General features: G+C 57.8%; 16 protein-coding genes. 8 read left to right on the forward strand and 8 right to left on the reverse strand.

Annotated elements, in window-relative coordinates; genetic code table 11:
• Genes ACOTX1_RS07945 through ACOTX1_RS07965 form a run of 5 tightly spaced genes read left to right on the forward strand, consistent with a single transcriptional unit; the run spans position 1 to position 3,473 of the window.
• A complete protein-coding gene (locus tag ACOTX1_RS07945; RefSeq protein ID WP_023314100.1) occupies positions 1-723 on the forward strand; it encodes a DUF1365 domain-containing protein in 723 nt (240 codons plus the stop codon).
• Positions 720-1,940 carry an SAM-dependent methyltransferase gene (locus ACOTX1_RS07950; protein WP_003857310.1) on the forward strand — a complete coding sequence of 407 codons (1,221 nt, stop codon included), beginning with the start codon at positions 720-722 and terminating at the stop codon, positions 1,938-1,940. Before ACOTX1_RS07945 ends, ACOTX1_RS07950 begins: the two co-directional genes overlap by 4 nt.
• On the forward strand, positions 1,937-2,422 hold the full coding sequence (locus tag ACOTX1_RS07955) for a DUF2878 domain-containing protein (protein WP_003857308.1): 486 nt from the start codon (positions 1,937-1,939) through the stop codon (positions 2,420-2,422). Before ACOTX1_RS07950 ends, ACOTX1_RS07955 begins: the two co-directional genes overlap by 4 nt.
• Positions 2,419-2,943 (forward strand): hypothetical protein, encoded by a 525-nt coding sequence (locus ACOTX1_RS07960; RefSeq protein WP_023314102.1) that lies wholly within the window; start codon positions 2,419-2,421, stop codon positions 2,941-2,943. The genes ACOTX1_RS07955 and ACOTX1_RS07960 overlap by 4 nt, the downstream gene beginning before the upstream one ends.
• A complete protein-coding gene (locus ACOTX1_RS07965) occupies positions 2,940-3,473 on the forward strand; it encodes a DUF3833 domain-containing protein (protein ID WP_023314103.1) in 534 nt (177 codons plus the stop codon). Before ACOTX1_RS07960 ends, ACOTX1_RS07965 begins: the two co-directional genes overlap by 4 nt.
• Here ACOTX1_RS07965 and ACOTX1_RS07970 read toward each other — a convergent pair.
• Complete coding sequence (locus ACOTX1_RS07970; RefSeq protein WP_023314104.1) at positions 3,470-3,928, reverse strand: DMT family transporter; 459 nt, start codon at positions 3,926-3,928, stop codon at positions 3,470-3,472. The two genes, ACOTX1_RS07965 and ACOTX1_RS07970, sit on opposite strands and share 4 nt — an antisense overlap.
• A gap of 4 nt (positions 3,929-3,932) precedes the next feature.
• Complete coding sequence (locus ACOTX1_RS07975; RefSeq protein ID WP_263521975.1) at positions 3,933-4,367, reverse strand: DMT family transporter; 435 nt, start codon at positions 4,365-4,367, stop codon at positions 3,933-3,935.
• Positions 4,368-4,465: 98 nt separating this feature from the next.
• Here ACOTX1_RS07975 and ACOTX1_RS07980 point away from each other — a divergent pair, with 98 nt between their 5' ends.
• Positions 4,466-5,398: a LysR family transcriptional regulator gene (locus ACOTX1_RS07980; protein WP_032634166.1), complete on the forward strand. Its 933-nt coding sequence runs from the start codon at positions 4,466-4,468 to the stop codon at positions 5,396-5,398.
• Between the two features lie 3 nt (positions 5,399-5,401).
• Here the strand turns inward: ACOTX1_RS07980 and ACOTX1_RS07985 are convergent, their stop codons facing one another.
• Positions 5,402-6,430 (reverse strand): methionine synthase, encoded by a 1,029-nt coding sequence (locus tag ACOTX1_RS07985; protein ID WP_023314106.1) that lies wholly within the window; start codon positions 6,428-6,430, stop codon positions 5,402-5,404.
• A complete protein-coding gene (locus tag ACOTX1_RS07990) occupies positions 6,427-7,431 on the reverse strand; it encodes a DUF1852 domain-containing protein (RefSeq protein ID WP_022651153.1) in 1,005 nt (334 codons plus the stop codon). Before ACOTX1_RS07990 ends, ACOTX1_RS07985 begins: the two co-directional genes overlap by 4 nt.
• 168 nt (positions 7,432-7,599) lie before the next feature.
• Here ACOTX1_RS07990 and ACOTX1_RS07995 point away from each other — a divergent pair, with 168 nt between their 5' ends.
• Positions 7,600-8,139: a DUF2058 domain-containing protein gene (locus ACOTX1_RS07995; protein ID WP_003857300.1), complete on the forward strand. Its 540-nt coding sequence runs from the start codon at positions 7,600-7,602 to the stop codon at positions 8,137-8,139.
• Positions 8,140-8,146: 7 nt separating this feature from the next.
• On the opposite strand, the gene ACOTX1_RS08000 is transcribed toward ACOTX1_RS07995, so the two are convergent.
• Positions 8,147-8,833 (reverse strand): RluA family pseudouridine synthase, encoded by a 687-nt coding sequence (locus tag ACOTX1_RS08000; RefSeq protein WP_023314107.1) that lies wholly within the window; start codon positions 8,831-8,833, stop codon positions 8,147-8,149.
• Between the two features lie 90 nt (positions 8,834-8,923).
• Positions 8,924-9,529, reverse strand: coding sequence for an FMN-dependent NADH-azoreductase (azoR, locus tag ACOTX1_RS08005; protein ID WP_003857298.1), 606 nt, complete (start codon positions 9,527-9,529; stop codon positions 8,924-8,926).
• Positions 9,530-9,732: 203 nt separating this feature from the next.
• Between azoR and hrpA the strand changes: the two genes are divergently transcribed.
• Positions 9,733-13,635: an ATP-dependent RNA helicase HrpA gene (hrpA, locus tag ACOTX1_RS08010; protein ID WP_126497799.1), complete on the forward strand. Its 3,903-nt coding sequence runs from the start codon at positions 9,733-9,735 to the stop codon at positions 13,633-13,635.
• Between the two features lie 84 nt (positions 13,636-13,719).
• On the opposite strand, the gene ACOTX1_RS08015 is transcribed toward hrpA, so the two are convergent.
• A complete protein-coding gene (locus tag ACOTX1_RS08015; RefSeq protein WP_023314109.1) occupies positions 13,720-15,099 on the reverse strand; it encodes an efflux transporter outer membrane subunit in 1,380 nt (459 codons plus the stop codon).
• Positions 15,096-16,178 carry an HlyD family secretion protein gene (locus ACOTX1_RS08020; RefSeq protein ID WP_003857294.1) on the reverse strand — a complete coding sequence of 361 codons (1,083 nt, stop codon included), beginning with the start codon at positions 16,176-16,178 and terminating at the stop codon, positions 15,096-15,098. Before ACOTX1_RS08020 ends, ACOTX1_RS08015 begins: the two co-directional genes overlap by 4 nt.
• Positions 16,179-16,199 lie beyond the last annotated feature (21 nt).

Consider the following 16,199-nt stretch of genomic DNA (forward strand, 5'->3'; position numbering starts at 1 on the left):
ATGAAGAGCTGCCTTTACCACGGTACATTACGCCATCGTCGGCTTGCGCCGAAAGCGCACCACTTTACCTACAGCGTCTTTATGGCGTGGCTCGATCTGGATGAGCTGGACGCGCTGCCCTCTGTCGGCGTGCGTCGTAACCGCGTTGCGCCCGCGGCATTTTATGATGCGGATTACCCGCTGGGCACGCCGCTCAAAGCGCGTGTCCTTGAGCGTCTGGAAAATCTGACCGGCGAACGTCCGGCGGGGCGGGTCATGCTTCTGACTCAGCTGCGCTATTTCGGTTTTCATTTTAACCCGGTCAATTTTTACTACTGCTATGACGGCGAAGACACTCTGCGCTGGGTTCTCGCCGAAGTGCGTAACACGCCGTGGAATGAACGACATTACTACGCGGTAGCGGGGCGGGACGCCCCGCCGACGCAGAAAGCGTTTCACGTCTCGCCCTTTAATCCGATTGATATGGTTTACCACTGGCGCTTCAACAGCCCGGACAGCACGCTGCGCATGCATATCGAAAACCATCAGGAGACGAAGGTGTTTGATGCCACCCTGACGCTGCGCCGGGCGCCGCTGACGCGCGCAGCGCTGCGTTCGCTGCTGGCGCGGATCCCGTTGATGACCCTCAAAACCGTTTTCGCCATTTACTGGCAGGCGCTCAGGCTGTGGCTGAAGCGCGTGCCGCTGCATAACCATCCCCTCAGCAGGAGTGAACGCTCATGACCGATCCCGTCTTTGCGCTTGAACCCGATATCCCGCGCAACGTCCGCGTCGCGCGATGGTTGCTCTTCCGCCTGCTGAACGGTCTGCGCGGTGGCTCGCTGACGCTGCGTGAAGGCGCGCAGACGTTCCAGTTCGGCGACGCCTCCGCCGCGCTTCATGCTGAGGTGCAGGTACTTGCTCCGGGCGTCTACTGGCGCATTTTAACCGGGGGCAGCCTCGCCGCGGCACAAGCGTGGATGGATGGCGACTGGGAGACGCCCCACCTGACGCCGCTGCTGGAGCTGATTGCACGTAATAGCCAAATCCTCGGGCAACTGGAAAAAGGGTTTCGCCTGCTCGGGAAACCGGTGGAGCGGCTACGGCACTGGATGCGGCGCAACTCCCGCGCTCAGGCGCGTGAAAATATTGCCGCCCATTACGATCTGGGCAACGCCTTCTACGCCCATTTCCTTGATGAAGACCTGCTGTACTCCAGCGCGCTGTTTAACGGGGACGAGCAGGATTTGAACGCGGCTCAGCAGGCGAAAATGGCCAGGCTGTGCGACCAGCTGGCGCTCACGGCAAACGATCATCTGCTGGAGATTGGCACCGGCTGGGGGGCGATGGCGGAATACGCCGCCCGTCACTACGGCTGTCGGGTGACCACCACCACGCTGTCGCAGGAGCAGTACCACTGGGCCACCGCGCGGATCGCCCGGGCAGGGTTGCAGGATCGCGTTGAGGTGCTGCTTTGCGACTACCGCGATCTGACCGGGGTTTACGACAAACTGGTCTCGGTTGAGATGATCGAAGCCGTCGGCCAACGCTACCTGCCAACGTTTTTCCGTACCTGTCAGGCGCGTCTGCGTCCAGGCGGGCGGATGGCGATTCAGGCCATCACCATTCAGGATCAGCGCTATCGCGACTACAGCAAAAGCGTCGATTTTATTCAGCGCTACATCTTCCCCGGCGGCTTTTTGCCCAGCATCACCGCCATGAATGAACTGATGACCCGCCATACCGATTTTGTGGTGCGTAATCTCTTCGATATGGGGCCGGACTACGCCCGCACGTTGGCGCACTGGCGTCAGCGTTTCGTTCACGCCTGGCAGGAGATTGAAAAGCTCGGGTTTGATGACCGTTTCCGGCGGATGTGGCTGTACTACCTCGGCTACTGTGAAGCCGGGTTTAATGCCCGCACCATCAGCGTGGTGCAGCTGACTGCGGAACGCGTATGAAGCGTTACGGGCAGGTATTTCTGTTGGCCATCGGTTTTGATCTCTACTGGACGCTGGTGGTGCTGTTTCGCGAGCAGGGGCTGGTCATCTGGATCGCGCTGGCGGTGCTTGCCTGGCTGTTATTACCGCCATCACACCGGGTATACGCCCTTGTGCTGGCGGCGTCGGGTGCGCTGCTGGACGCCCTCTGGGCGCTGACGGGGCTGATTGCGTTCACAGGCGCGTCCCTGATGCCGCTATGGATGGTGGCGCTGTGGCTAATGTTTGCCACCGTCTGGACGCACCTGACCCGCACGACCACCTTGCCAGGATGGTTGCTGACGGTGCTGGCGACTCTGGGCGGACCGGTAGCCTACCTGATCGGCGAGCATCTTGGGGCCATTACGTTTCAGGAGCCGACCTTTATCGTCGTCAGCTGGATGTTCCCCGGCTGGCTGGTGCTGATGCTGTTTTTCCACCTGTTGATGGGGAGACAACAATGAGAAATCTGGTACTGATGCTCGCGTTATCCGTCTTCACCTGTACCGTGCAGGCGGCAGACTGGCTGAGCTGGCGCAAGGTGGGTGACGCCACCCTCACCTGGGGGCCGTTTACCGTCTATACCTCTCAGCTTCTGACGCCCGACGGCAGCTATACAGGATTAGACGGCGATAATGCGCTGATTATCACCTATGCCCGGGACATCGATGGTGACGACCTGGTCGAGGCGACCCGCGACCAGTGGCAGGCGCAGGGCATTTTGCAGCAGGAGCCGCAGAGTGAAGCCTGGCTACGCATGCTGTCCACGCTCTGGCCCGACGTCACGCCCGGCACGCAGCTCGCGTTTGTGGTTAATAACGGCCAGGGACAATTCTGGTATCGCCCCACGGCGTCGCAGAAAAAATTTACGCCACTCGGGCCACGCCAGACGGCAGCGTTTAGCTCACGCTTTCTGGCGATATGGCTCGATCCCCGCACCGAATATCCTGAACTGCGTCAGCAGTTAACTGGAGGAGCACAATGAAACGTTTCCTGCTAGTGGCGCTTGCCCTGACGATGCTGGTGGCCGGATGTAGCACCGAGGTGACAGAGTATCGTCAGCAGCAGCCACGGCTTGATATTTTTACTTACTTCCAGGGGAAAACCGAGGCGTGGGGGATGGTGCAGGATCGCAGCGGTAAGCAGATCCGCCGTTTTCACGTCGAGATCGCCGGGGATGTTATCGGCGATACGCTGACCCTGAACGAGCATTTTGTCTACGATGACGGCGAAAAGCAGCAGCGCGTCTGGCATATCCGCCGCGTTGGGCAGAATCGCTATGAAGGCACGGCGGGTGACATAGAAGGTGTCGCGACAGGCCAGGCGGCGGGCAATGCCCTTAACTGGCGCTACAGCATGAACGTGAAGGCGGACGGCAAAACCTGGCTGCTGCACTTTGATGACTGGATGTATTTGCAGGACAGTACCCGTCTGTTCAATAAAACGGAGATGAAGAAATTTGGCGTCACCGTCGCCACGGTGACGCTGTTCTTTACCCGCAAAGAGGGCGGTTAATTCTCTTCGGGCTGAAGTTTACTGCTTGAGTAAATGAAGAAGAGCGCAATACTCAGGCAGACGACGGCCCCGAAACGGCTCACTGAAAACGGAATGGCTTCATTGTTCAGCCAGCCAAAGTTATCAATCAGCATGCTCATGGCCAGCTGGCCCAGGATAACCGCTACCGTGGCAACAGCGGTCCCGATGCGCTGCACCGCGAGCACCATAATCACGATATAGGGCACGCCGCACAGGGCGCCCAGAAGCTGCCATTTGGGTACATCCATCAGGCTGACCGCCTGTTTCGGCTCAAAAAAGAAGATCAGCAGGGCGGTCACCAGCGCGCCGACGGAAAACGTCAGAAACGCGCTTTTGAATACCCCCACGCTGCTGCCTAATTGCCCGTTAATGGCAGCCTGAATGCTCAGCGTTGCGCCGCCAATCACCGCCAGAATAATCATAATCACTGTCATAACGTTACCCCTGCGCCACGAGAATGAGCGCGGCGATGATAAATCCCAGCGCAATAATGCGTTTTGTATCGATCCTGCGGTGCGGCGTACCCAGCAGGCCATAGTGGTCGATAATCAGTCTTTTGAAAACCTGGCCTGCCAGAATGCCGATCATCGTCATGGCAATGCCGATCGCAGGCGTGGCAATGGTGAGAATGATGACGTAAACCGGGCCGAGCACGCCGCCCAACAGGTGCCATGAAGGCTGCGCAAAAAATGAGGGACTGTTGCGGGGGCTGAAAAACAGCATCAGCAGAAACGTTAGCCCCGTTCCCACGCTAAATATGCTGAACGCCGCCCACAGGTCGCCCACCTCTGCGCCCAGCGGCCCCAGCAGCCCGGCTTCCACGGACAGCCCCATGCCACCGGCAATCACCAGTAAAATTAAAATAATGTGCATAACGCTTTTTCTCCTTTTTCCAGGCGGAGAAGATTACGTCTGAACATCATTGAGAAAAATGCCATAATGCAGGAAACACCTGTGCAGGAAATGCATTTATAATGGATGCCGGACATATCAGCATTCGCGCGCTGCTGATCTTCATCGACGTTTATGAAACGCAGAATTTCTCCGTGGTGGCGAGGCGGGAAGGGATTTCTGCGTCGCAGGTCTCACGCGTGATCCACCAGCTTGAGGACGCCCTCGGGCAACAGCTTTTCTACCGCAACACGCGGGCGATTATGCCCACAGAGAGCGGGCATCTTTTTGTGCGCTATGCCAGGGCGATGGCCGGGAATATGGAGGACGCGCGACGCGAGTTGGATGAACGCGCCCGCGAGCCGTCGGGCACGCTGCGTATCAATGGCCCGGTCTTTTTCGGACAGAGGCACATCGCGCCTGGCCTGCCGGGGCTTCTGGCGCGTTACCCTCGTCTCTCCATTGAACTGACCCTCACCGACGATTTTATCGATCCGCACCGTGACGCCGCGGACGTTATCTTCCGCATCGGCGCGCTGACGGACTCCTCGTTTCACGCCCGGGTGTTCGGGCAGCAGTTCTACCATCTGGCGGCCTCGCCGGACTATCTGCAAAAACATGGCGCGCCCGAGGGGCCGGACGATCTCAGCCTTCACCACTGTCTGGTTTACCGCGGCTCGTCCGGGCCTAACCGCTGGCTGATCCGACAGCCGGGCGAGGCGTGGGTTCACTATCCCATCGTACCGCTGATGACTTCCAATAACGCGGAAACGCTCCTGATTGCGGCGCTGGGCGGTATGGGCGTTGTGCTTTTCCCGGACTGGATGGTGAGCGAACGACTCAAAAGCGGTGAGCTGGTGGCACTGCTGCCGGAAATGGAGTGTTCAATTAATACGGAGCCATTGACGATTGCGGCGATTTACCCGAACGCGCGTCATCCGCCCCTGAACGTCAGGGCGGTGATTGATTACTATATTGAGCGATTCGGTACGCCGCTGTACTGGCAAACCTGAAGGTTAGCGGGCAAGCTCGCGACGGATAATGTCAGCCCCGGCGCTTAACGCCTTCAGCTTACCGTTGGCGACCTGGCGGGAAAGGGGAGCCATACCGCAGTTGGTGGACGGATAGAGCTTATCTGCATCAACAAACTGCAACGCCTTGCGCAGCGTATCGGCGACCTCTTCAGGCGTTTCGATGGTCTGGGTGGCGACGTCAATTGCCCCGACCATCACTTTTTTACCACGGATAAGCTCCAGCAGATCCATTGGTACGCGCGAGTTGTGGCACTCCAGCGAGATAATATCGATCTTTGAGGTCTGCAACTTAGGAAACGCCTCTTCATACTGGCGCCACTCGGAGCCGAGCGTCTTTTTCCAGTCCGTATTGGCTTTGATGCCGTACCCGTAACAGATATGTACCGCGGTTTCGCATTTCAGTCCTTCAATGGCGCGCTCCAGCGCGGCAATGCCCCAGTCATTCACCTCGTCGAAAAAGACGTTAAAGGCAGGTTCATCGAACTGAATAATGTCGACACCGGCCGCATCCAGCTCGCGGGCTTCCTGATTAAGGATTTTTGCGAACTCCCAGGCCAGCTTTTCACGGCTTTTATAGTGAGCATCGTATAGCGTGTCGATCATGGTCATCGGGCCGGGCAGCGCCCACTTGATCGGCTTGTCCGTCAGCTGGCGCAGGTATTTCGCGTCGTCAACAAACACCGGTTTCTGACGCGCCACCGCGTCTACCACGGTCGGCACGCTCGCATCGTAACGGTTACGGATGCGTACCGTCTGACGGTTCTCAAAATCCACGCCGCTGAGATGTTCAATAAAGGTTGTGACGAAATGCTGGCGAGTTTGTTCCCCGTCGCTGACGATATCAATCCCGGCGCGAATCTGTTCATCCAGAGACAAACGTAGCGCATCCTGTTTCCCTGCAAGTAATTCCTCGTCCTGGAGTTTCCACGGCGACCAGAGCGTTTCCGGCTGCGCAAGCCAGGTGGGTTTCGGCAGGCTGCCAGCCGTCGATGTCGGGAGCAATGTTTTCATGAGAAGAACCTTTTATCCGTATTAAATGAAAGCGTGAAGTGATGAGACCACTGCTCAAGAAGGGTTTTGTAGGGTTTGATAAACCGCTCTTCGGTATATTTCCCCTGTTCAATGGCCAGCCGGCTGCGCTCTTCACGGTCATAGACGATTTTTGTTAATGAGTGATCCTGCTGATTCAGGTCGGGCTGATAGCACTGTCCCGCAGCGGAATTGGCATTGTAAATTTCCGGTCGATAGATCTTCTGGAACGTCTCCATGGTGCTGATGGTGCCGATCAGCTCCAGATTGGTGTAATCACGCAGTAAATCGCCGGTGAAGAAGAAGGCGAAAGGCGCGACGCTGTTTTCCGGCATGAAATAGCGAACCTTCAGGCCCATCTTCGCGAAGTACTGTTCCGTTAGCGACTCGCCGTCCGGCTGGTACTCATACCCCAGCACCGGGTGGTGGTTACCGGTACGACGATAGGTGTCTTTGCTGGAGACGCTCAGGCAGATCACCGGCGCTTTTTTGAAGTTCGCCTGATATTCCTCAGAATGAACGAAGCTTTTAAAGATATTGCCGTGCAGCTCGCCAAAATTCTCGGGGAGGGTAAAACGGGGTTGATCTTTATTATGCTCCAGCAGCAGGACGCTGAAATCATAGTCACGAACATACGATGAGAAGTTATTTCCGACGATGCCTTCGATGCGCTCGTGGGTTTTTTTATCCACGATTGTCGTTTGCAGAATTTCGATGGCCGGGAAGGTAAAATCGCCGCCGATATTCATATCGACTGAAATAATCTCCAGCTCGACGGCATAGCGGTCAGCTTTCGGGTTATCCCAGCTCGCCAGCGCGTTAAAGCGGTTGTTGATCATCACCAGCGTGTTGCGCAGGTTCTCCTGACGCTTCTCGCCACGCGCCAGGTTGGCGAAGTTGGTGGTGGTACGCGTGTTTTCTGACGGGTTATAATTTTCATCAAAGCAACTGCGCTTAAGGGTAAATGTGAAAGCCTGACTCATTTGGTTATGCATCCTAAGTTCATGTTGCCGGAACGTTATCAATGCATAATTTATGCCTGAGCCCCTGGCGCAGGGGAAGTGACTTAATTTCACTGCAACATGAGGGTTCTTCATGAACTGCGCGATTCAGGTATAATCCCCCGACATTTCCAACCGGTTTAAACGAACATGACAAAACTCACCCTACAAGAGCAGATGCTGAAAGCGGGCTTAGTCAGCAGTAAAAAGATGGCCAAGGTCCAGCGCACGGCGAAAAAATCCCGCGTCCAGGCTCGCGAGGCGAGAGAGGCTGTTGAAGAGAACAAGAAAGCCCAGCTGGAACGTGATAAGCAGCTGAGCGAACAGCAAAAACAGGCGGTGCTGGCAAAAGAGTTCAGGGCGCAGGTGAAGCAGCTGATTGAGATGAACCGCATCACCGTGGCGAAGGGCAACATTACCTTTAACTTTACCGACGGCAACCTGATCAAAAAAATCGAGGTCGATAAGCAGACGCAAACCCAGCTGATCAACGGCCGTCTGGCGATTGCCCGACTGGTGATTAATGCGAAGGGCGACTGTGATTACGCGATTATCCCGGCGGTGGTGGCGGATAAAATTGCCCAACGCGATGCGGACAGCATTGTGCTTAACAGCGCGCTGAGTCAGGAAGAGCAGGACGAAGACGATCCGTACGCAGACTTTAAAATCCCTGACGATTTAATGTGGTAATCCCCGCTCAGAATGGCGCGGCGTGACAGGCGTTTATCGTCTCGCCGCTCAGCGGATGAATAAAATTCAGAACGCTGGCATGCAGCATCAGCCGGGGCGTTTCTTCCGCGCCCGGCCATTCCAGACCACCATACAGATCGCACCCCAGAATCGGGTGGCCTAACTGCTGGCAGTGAATGCGCAGGTGGGGGGTGCGCCCGGTCTCCGGGGTAAGCTCTACCCGCGTCAATGGCATTGTCGTATCCTGATAAATACGTTCCATCACCCGATAGCGGGAGCGAGCGGGCTTACCTGTGCGGGCACAGATCGTCATCAGCGGAAACAGCGCCGGATCTTTGGCAATCGGGGCATCCACGGTCCCTTCGTCCTGTTCCACATGTCCGCACAACAGGGCGGTGTAAACCTTGCTCACGGCGCGCTGGCTGAACTGGTGGCAAAGCGCGGCGTTAATCGCCTTGTTACGCGCAATGACCATCAGGCCCGAGGTGCCAAAATCAAGGCGATGCACCAGCGTGCAGCCAGGAAAGGTTTGCACCAGACGATGGTGAACGGAATCACGGTTTTGCGGATTTTTTCCCGAGAGGCTAAGCAGGCCGGAAGGTTTGTTGATCAGCAGCAGATGCTCGTCCTGCCAGAGGATCTCAATGTCGTCGTGACAGGGTGGTGCAATAAACGTATCGATAATGACAGACATCAGGCCGCCGGGCTGGAGAGTGGGTGCGGATGATAACGAAATATGCAGGAAAAGAAAAACCCTCCCACCGGGCGGTGAGAGGGGGAGATCTTAGGCAGCGACCAGGCTGTCGATAGCGGCTTTCGCGTCGGACTGCGCTTTGGTAGCCACTTCCGGGCCGTAAGCGATACCTTCAGCGAACACAAAGTTCACGTCGGTAATGCCGATGAAGCCGAGGAACAGCGTCATGTACGGCGCCACCAGGTCGGTTGGGGTATCTTTGTGAATACCGCCGCGGCTGGTCAGTACAACCGCACGCTTGCCTTTTACCAGACCTTCCGGACCGTTCTCGGTGTAACGGAAGGTTACGCCAGCGCGCGCCACCAGGTCGAAGTAGTTCTTCAGCTGGGTAGGAATGTTGAAGTTGTACATTGGGGCGTTGATCACGATAACGTCGTGCGCCTGCAATTCAGCAATCAGCTCGTCGGAAAGCGCCAGGGCTTCCTGCTGACGCGGGGTAAGAGGCGCATCGCTCGGACGCAGCGCGCCAACCAGCTCGCCGTCCAGCACAGGAATTGGGTTTGCTGCCAGGTCACGCACGGTGATTTCATCCGCGCTGTGCTGTTCACGCCACTGTTCAACGAAATAGTCAGACAGCTGACCAGACTGTGAATACCCTGCCAGAATACTGGATTTCAACACTAATACTTTGCTCATGGGAAATTCCTGTTTTGTATTTGATTGAGGGGGTTGCCCCGTTGCTTGTTGACACTTTATTCACAATCCTGCCACAGGGATAGCGCAATATATCGAAGCCTATGTTCGAATTTTTTGAATAAGGCGCGCAAAGCGCTGATGTGGTACTCTATAGCAATCATTAAAAAGAGATTTTATCCGGCAGTGCACTGCCCGTTAACGCTATGACAGAACACCAAAAATTGACCTTCCCGATGCTGATGCAAAAGCTTGATTCGCTGATGCTGCGCGATAAACAGCGGTTTGCGCGCCGTCTGCACGGCGTTAAGAAGGTTAAAAATCCTGATGCACAACAGGCCATTTACCAGGAAATGGCCAAAGAGATTGAACAGGCGGCAGGGAAAGTTGTGCTGCGTGAAGCCGCACGCCCGGAGATTACCTATCCGGAAAACCTGCCCGTCAGCCAGAAGAAACAGGACATTCTTGAGGCCGTACGCGACCACCAGGTGGTGATCGTCGCGGGGGAAACCGGTTCAGGTAAAACCACTCAGCTGCCGAAAATCTGCATGGAGCTGGGCCGCGGGTTGAAAGGGCTGATCGGTCACACCCAGCCGCGTCGTCTGGCGGCGCGCACCGTGGCGAACCGTATTGCGGAAGAGCTGCAAACGGAGCCGGGCGGCTGCATCGGCTACAAGGTGCGATTCAGCGACCACGTCAGCGATAACACCATGGTTAAGCTGATGACAGACGGTATCCTGCTGGCGGAAATCCAGCAGGATCGTCTGCTGATGCAGTACGACACCATCATCATCGATGAAGCGCACGAGCGCAGCCTGAACATCGACTTCCTGCTCGGCTACCTGAAAGAGCTGCTGCCCCGGCGTCCGGATCTGAAAATCATCATCACCTCTGCGACCATTGACCCGGAGCGTTTCTCAAAACATTTCAACAATGCGCCGATCATTGAAGTCTCAGGCCGAACCTACCCGGTTGAAGTGCGCTATCGCCCGATTGTGGAAGAGGCGGACGATACCGAGCGCGACCAGCTTCAGGCCATCTTCGATGCCGTCGACGAGCTGGGCAACGAGAGTTCTGGCGACATTCTGATCTTCATGAGCGGCGAGCGCGAGATCCGCGATACCGCCGATGCGCTCAGCAAACGCGATCTGCGCCATACCGAGATCCTGCCGCTGTACGCGCGCCTGTCCAACAGTGAGCAGAACCGCGTGTTCCAGCCGCACAGCGGACGCCGCATCGTGCTGGCGACCAACGTGGCCGAAACCTCGCTCACCGTGCCGGGCATTAAATACGTGATCGACCCGGGTACGGCGCGCATCAGCCGCTACAGCTACCGAACCAAAGTTCAGCGCCTGCCGATTGAGCCGGTTTCCCAGGCGTCGGCTAATCAGCGTAAGGGCCGCTGCGGCCGCGTGTCGGAAGGGATCTGTATTCGTCTTTATTCGGAAGACGATTTCCTGTCGCGCCCGGAGTTTACCGATCCGGAAATTCTGCGGACCAACCTGGCATCCGTTATCCTGCAAATGACCGCGCTGGGGCTGGGCGATATCGCCGCCTTCCCGTTTGTGGAAGCGCCGGATAAACGCAATATTCAGGACGGGGTGCGCCTGCTGGAAGAGCTGGGGGCCATCACCACCGACGAGCAGGCGACGGCCTACAAGCTAACGCCATTGGGCCGCCAGCTTAGCCAGTTGCCGGTCGACCCGCGTCTGGCGCGCATGGTGCTGGAGGCGCAAAAACACGGCTGCGTGCGCGAGGCGATGATCATCACCTCGGCGCTCTCCATTCAGGATCCGCGCGAGCGCCCAATGGACAAGCAGCAGGCGTCGGATGAAAAACACCGTCGCTTCCACGATAAAGAGTCTGATTTCCTGGCCTTTGTGAATCTGTGGAACTACCTGGGCGAGCAGCAAAAAACGCTCTCTTCAAATCAGTTCCGCCGTCAGTGCCGGGTGGATTTCCTCAACTACCTGCGCGTGCGCGAGTGGCAGGATATCTACACCCAACTGCGCCAGGTGGTAAAAGAGCTGGGCATTCCGGTCAACAGTGAACCGGCGGAGTACCGCGAAATTCATATCGCCTTGCTGACCGGCCTGCTGTCCCATATCGGGATGAAGGATGCGGATAAACAGGAATTTACCGGCGCACGCAACGCGCGTTTCTCCATCTTCCCGGGCTCCGGGTTGTTTAAAAAGCCGCCGAAGTGGACCATGGTCGCCGAGCTGGTGGAAACCAGCCGTCTGTGGGGGCGTATCGCCGCGCGTATCGATCCGGAGTGGGTTGAGCCGGTGGCGCAGCACCTGCTGAAACGCTCATACAGCGAGCCGCACTGGGAGCGCGGGCAGGGCGCGGTGATGGCGACGGAAAAAGTCACCGTCTACGGCCTGCCGGTGGTGGCCGCGCGTAAGGTTAACTACAGCCAGATCGATCCGGCGCTGAGTCGCGAGCTGTTTATCCGCCATGCGCTGGTGGAGGGCGACTGGCAGACGCGTCATGCGTTCTTCCGCGAAAACCTGAAGCTGCGCGCCGAGGTGGAAGAGCTTGAGCACAAGTCCCGCCGCCGCGACATTCTGGTGGACGACGAGACGCTGTTTGAGTTTTACGACCAGCGCATCAGCCACGATGTGATCTCGGCGCGCCATTTCGACAGCTGGTGGAAGAAAGCCAGCAAAGAGACCCCGGACCTTCTCAACTTTGAAAAGAGCATGCTGATCAAAGAGGGCGCGGAGTCGGTCAGCAAGCTCGACTACCCGAACTTCTGGCATCAGGGCAACCTCAAGCTGCGTCTGACCTATCAGTTTGAGCCAGGGGCCGACGCGGACGGCGTGACCGTTCATATTCCGCTGCCGCTGTTAAACCAGGTCGACGAGAGCGGGTTTGAGTGGCAAATTCCCGGCCTGCGCCGCGAGCTGGTCATTGCGTTAATCAAATCCCTGCCTAAACCGGTGCGGCGTAACTTTGTGCCGGCGCCGAACTACGCCGAAGCGTTTTTGGGCCGCGTCACGCCGCTGGAGCTGCCGCTGCTGGACGCGCTGGAGCGTGAGTTCCGACGCATGACCGGGACCACCATCGACCGCGACGACTGGAACTGGGATCAGGTGCCCGATCACCTGAAAATCACCTTCCGCGTGGTGGACGATAAAAACAAAAAGCTGCTGGAAGGCCGCTCGCTTTCGGAACTGAAGGACGCCCTGAAGGGCAAAGTGCAGGAAACCCTGTCTGCCGTGGCGGACGACGGTATCGAGCAGAGCGGGCTGCACATCTGGAGCTTTGGTCAGCTTCCGGAAAGCTATGAGCAGAAGCGCGGGAACTATAAGGTCAAAGCCTGGCCCGCGCTGGTTGATGAGCGCGACAGCGTGGCGATTAAGCTCTTTGACAATCCGCAAGAACAACAGCAGATGATGTGGCGCGGGCTGCGTCGACTGCTTCTGCTTAACATCCCGTCGCCGATTAAGTATCTGCACGAGAAGCTGCCGAACAAAGCCAAGCTGGGGCTCTACTTTAACCCGTACGGTAAGGTGCTGGATCTGATCGACGACTGCATCTCCTGCGGTGTGGATAAGCTGATCCACGAGGCGGGCGGTCCGGTCTGGACGGAAGAGGGCTTTGCTCAGCTTCATGAAAAGGTGCGCGCGGAGCTGAAAGACACCGTGGTGGAGATTGCCAAACAGGTCGAGCAGATCCTTACCGCCGTGTTCAATATCAACAAGCGCCTGAAGGGTCGGGTGGATATGACCATGGCCCTGGGGCTGTCGGACGTGAAGGCGCAGATGGCGGGGCTGGTGTATCGCGGCTTTGTAACCGGCAACGGCTTTAAGCGTCTGGGCGATACGCTGCGTTATTTGCAGGCGATTGAGAAGCGTCTGGAGAAAATGGCGGTCGATCCGCATCGCGATCGCGCGCAGATGCTGAAAGTCGAAAACGTGCAGCAGGCGTGGCAGCAGTGGCTCAACAAACTGCCGCCAGCGCGTCGCGATGACGACGACGTGCGGGAGATCCGCTGGATGATCGAGGAGCTGCGCGTCAGCTTCTTCGCCCAGCAACTCGGTACGCCGTATCCGATTTCGGATAAGCGTATCTTGCAGGCGATGGAGCAGATCTCCGGCTAAAACCGTTGCCCGGTGGCGCTGCGCTTACCGGGCCTACGGGAGAGCATGTGGGCCGGGTAAGGCGCAGCGCCACCCGGCATGTTTTCACGCACTGCTCCAACCGCCGCCCAGCGCTTTATACAAATCAATTTGCGCCAGCAACAGGTTGTTTTTCACCTGTACCACGCTGGTCTGCACCGAGAACAGCGTGCGCTGCGCATCGAGCATATCCAGATAAGAAGAGTACCCGTTGCGGTAGCGGTTTTGCGCAATCCGCAGCGTTTCCTGCGCGACCGCCTGCTGTGCCAGCAGCTCGGTAAGCTGTTCCTGATAGCGGGTGATGGCATCAAGGCTGTCATTCACCTCAGCAAACGCGTTACGCACGGTTTTTTCGTAGCTATACAGAGCCTGATTCCGCTGGGACTGGGAGATATCCACCTGCGCATTCAGCGCCTGACGGTTCAGCAGCGGCGCAAGAATACTGCCGCCCACGCTCCAGAGCTGTAGGGGGTTATCCAGCAATCCCGACAGCGTGCGATCCTGCACCGATCCCGTGGCCGTGAGGTTGATCGACGGCAGCAGGCTGGCGCGCGATGCCGCCAGCGTCGCGTCTGCCGCAATCAGCTGACGTTCCGCCTGAACGATATCCGGGCGCCGGTTCAGTAGTGTCGACGGCAGCTGGGAGGGCAGTTTCAGCGGCGTCAGGGCATCAAAGCTTTCACCGCGCGCAACGTCACCCGGGTTGCTGCCCAGCAGCAGGCTAAGCGCATTTTCCTGCTGTGCAATCTGGTGCTGAAGCAGTGGAACCTGGGCGCGGGTGGCGCGCAGCTCAGAATCCGATTGCATCAGCTCAAGGCGAGAGCTGTATCCCGTCTCAAATTGTCGTTTGGCGAGATTGAACGCCTCTTCACGCGACTTCAGCGTGGATTGGGTAACGCGAAGCTGTTCATCCAGCGACAGCAGGGTGACATACCCGGAGGCCACCGATGATGCGACGGTAAGATCAGCCGCCGCTGCCGCCGCCTTTTGTGCCTCCAGCGATGCTTCAGCGGCACGGGAGGTGCTACGGTTTACGCCCCAGATATCCACGTCGTAGCTGGCGGTCAGGCTGCCTTTGTACAGCGTACCGTATACCGGAAGCCCCGTGGCGGCGGACTGCGAGCGTGCGCGCGTCCCGGTCACGCCCGCGTCAATCGACGGGAACAGACTGCCGTCGGCGGCGAACACCCGGGCCTGGTACTCGTTAATCCGCTCGCGTGCAATCAGCACGTCGCTGTTGTTCTTCAGCGCCTGATCCACATAGCGGTTCAGATTGCTGTCGTGAAAATTTCGCCACCAGAGCTGCTCTGTCGGGCTGGCTGGCCCCGACGTCGCGCGCCACTGGGCCGGTATGTGCAGGGACGATTTGGCGGGCTCAACGTCAACCGACTGGCATCCCGCCAGGATAGCCATCATCAGCAGGCAGGCTATCGGGCGAAGCGTCATTGTTTCGCCTCCCGCGTGTCGATGGTCACCTGCACCGACATGCCAGGGCGCAGCAGCCGGTACGCCTCCGGCTCACCGAGTACTTCAATGCGTACCGGGATGCGCTGGGCGATTTTAACAAAGTTGCCCGTGGCGTTATCCGGGGTGATAGCGCTGAACTCGACGCCTGTGGCCGGGGATATGCTCTCCACGCGGCCCTGATAGGCTTTATCGTTTAAGGCATCGACGGTGAATTTCACCGGCTGTCCGACGCGTAAATTCGCCAGCTGCGTCTCTTTGATATTGGCGATCACCCAGTGCTGCGGCGGGACCAGCGTGGTAAGGTGCGTCCCGGCGGCGACGTACGCCCCCAGACGCACTGCAATCTGCCCGAGCTGACCATCACGCGGCGCGACAATCCGGGTGTTTTGCAGATCGATCTGCGCCAGCTCCAGCGCGGCTTTCGCATTCTCAACGTCGGCCTCCAGCGAACCGCGATTGACGATAACCGTTTGTAAATCCTGACGCGACATCTCAAGCGTTGCTTTCGCCTGGTCGATATCGGCGCTCCCCTGGGCGGCACTGGCCAGTGCAGAATCGCGCTCGCGAATGGAAAGGGAGCCGTCCGCGGTCAGCTCTTTCACGCGTTTCAAATCCGCCTGGGTTTTCAGACTTTGGGCACGGGCGTTTTTCAGCGCCGCCTCGTTTTTGGCAATCACCGCTTCCGCGCTTCTGCGCTGTTGCAGGTTGTTATTAAGAGCTGCAATTTTCATTGCCAGCTGCGCCTCGGCCTGATGGACGCGCTGGCGATAGATACGGTCATCTATCTGCAACAGCAGCTCGCCTTTTTTAACCTGCGCGAAATCCTGAACATGGACCTCGGTAATGTAGCCGTTTACCTGAGGACTGATGAACGTGGTCTGGCCGCGCACGTAGGCGTTATCGGTAAACTGGGCATGACGCGTGAACGGGGGCAGCTGCCAGGCATAAAGGATCACCAGTACCCCGACAATGCCGATAGCCGCGGCGGTGAAAATGGACACGACGCGCACGTTTTTTCGGGTGTTGGCCTGCTCTTTGGCGGCATCCTGCTGACTCATAACCTCTCCTGAAAAATAGTC

Source organism: Enterobacter cloacae complex sp. IR5401 (assembly GCF_049238425.1).
GTDB classification, from domain to species: Bacteria; Pseudomonadota; Gammaproteobacteria; order Enterobacterales; family Enterobacteriaceae; genus Enterobacter; species Enterobacter hormaechei_C.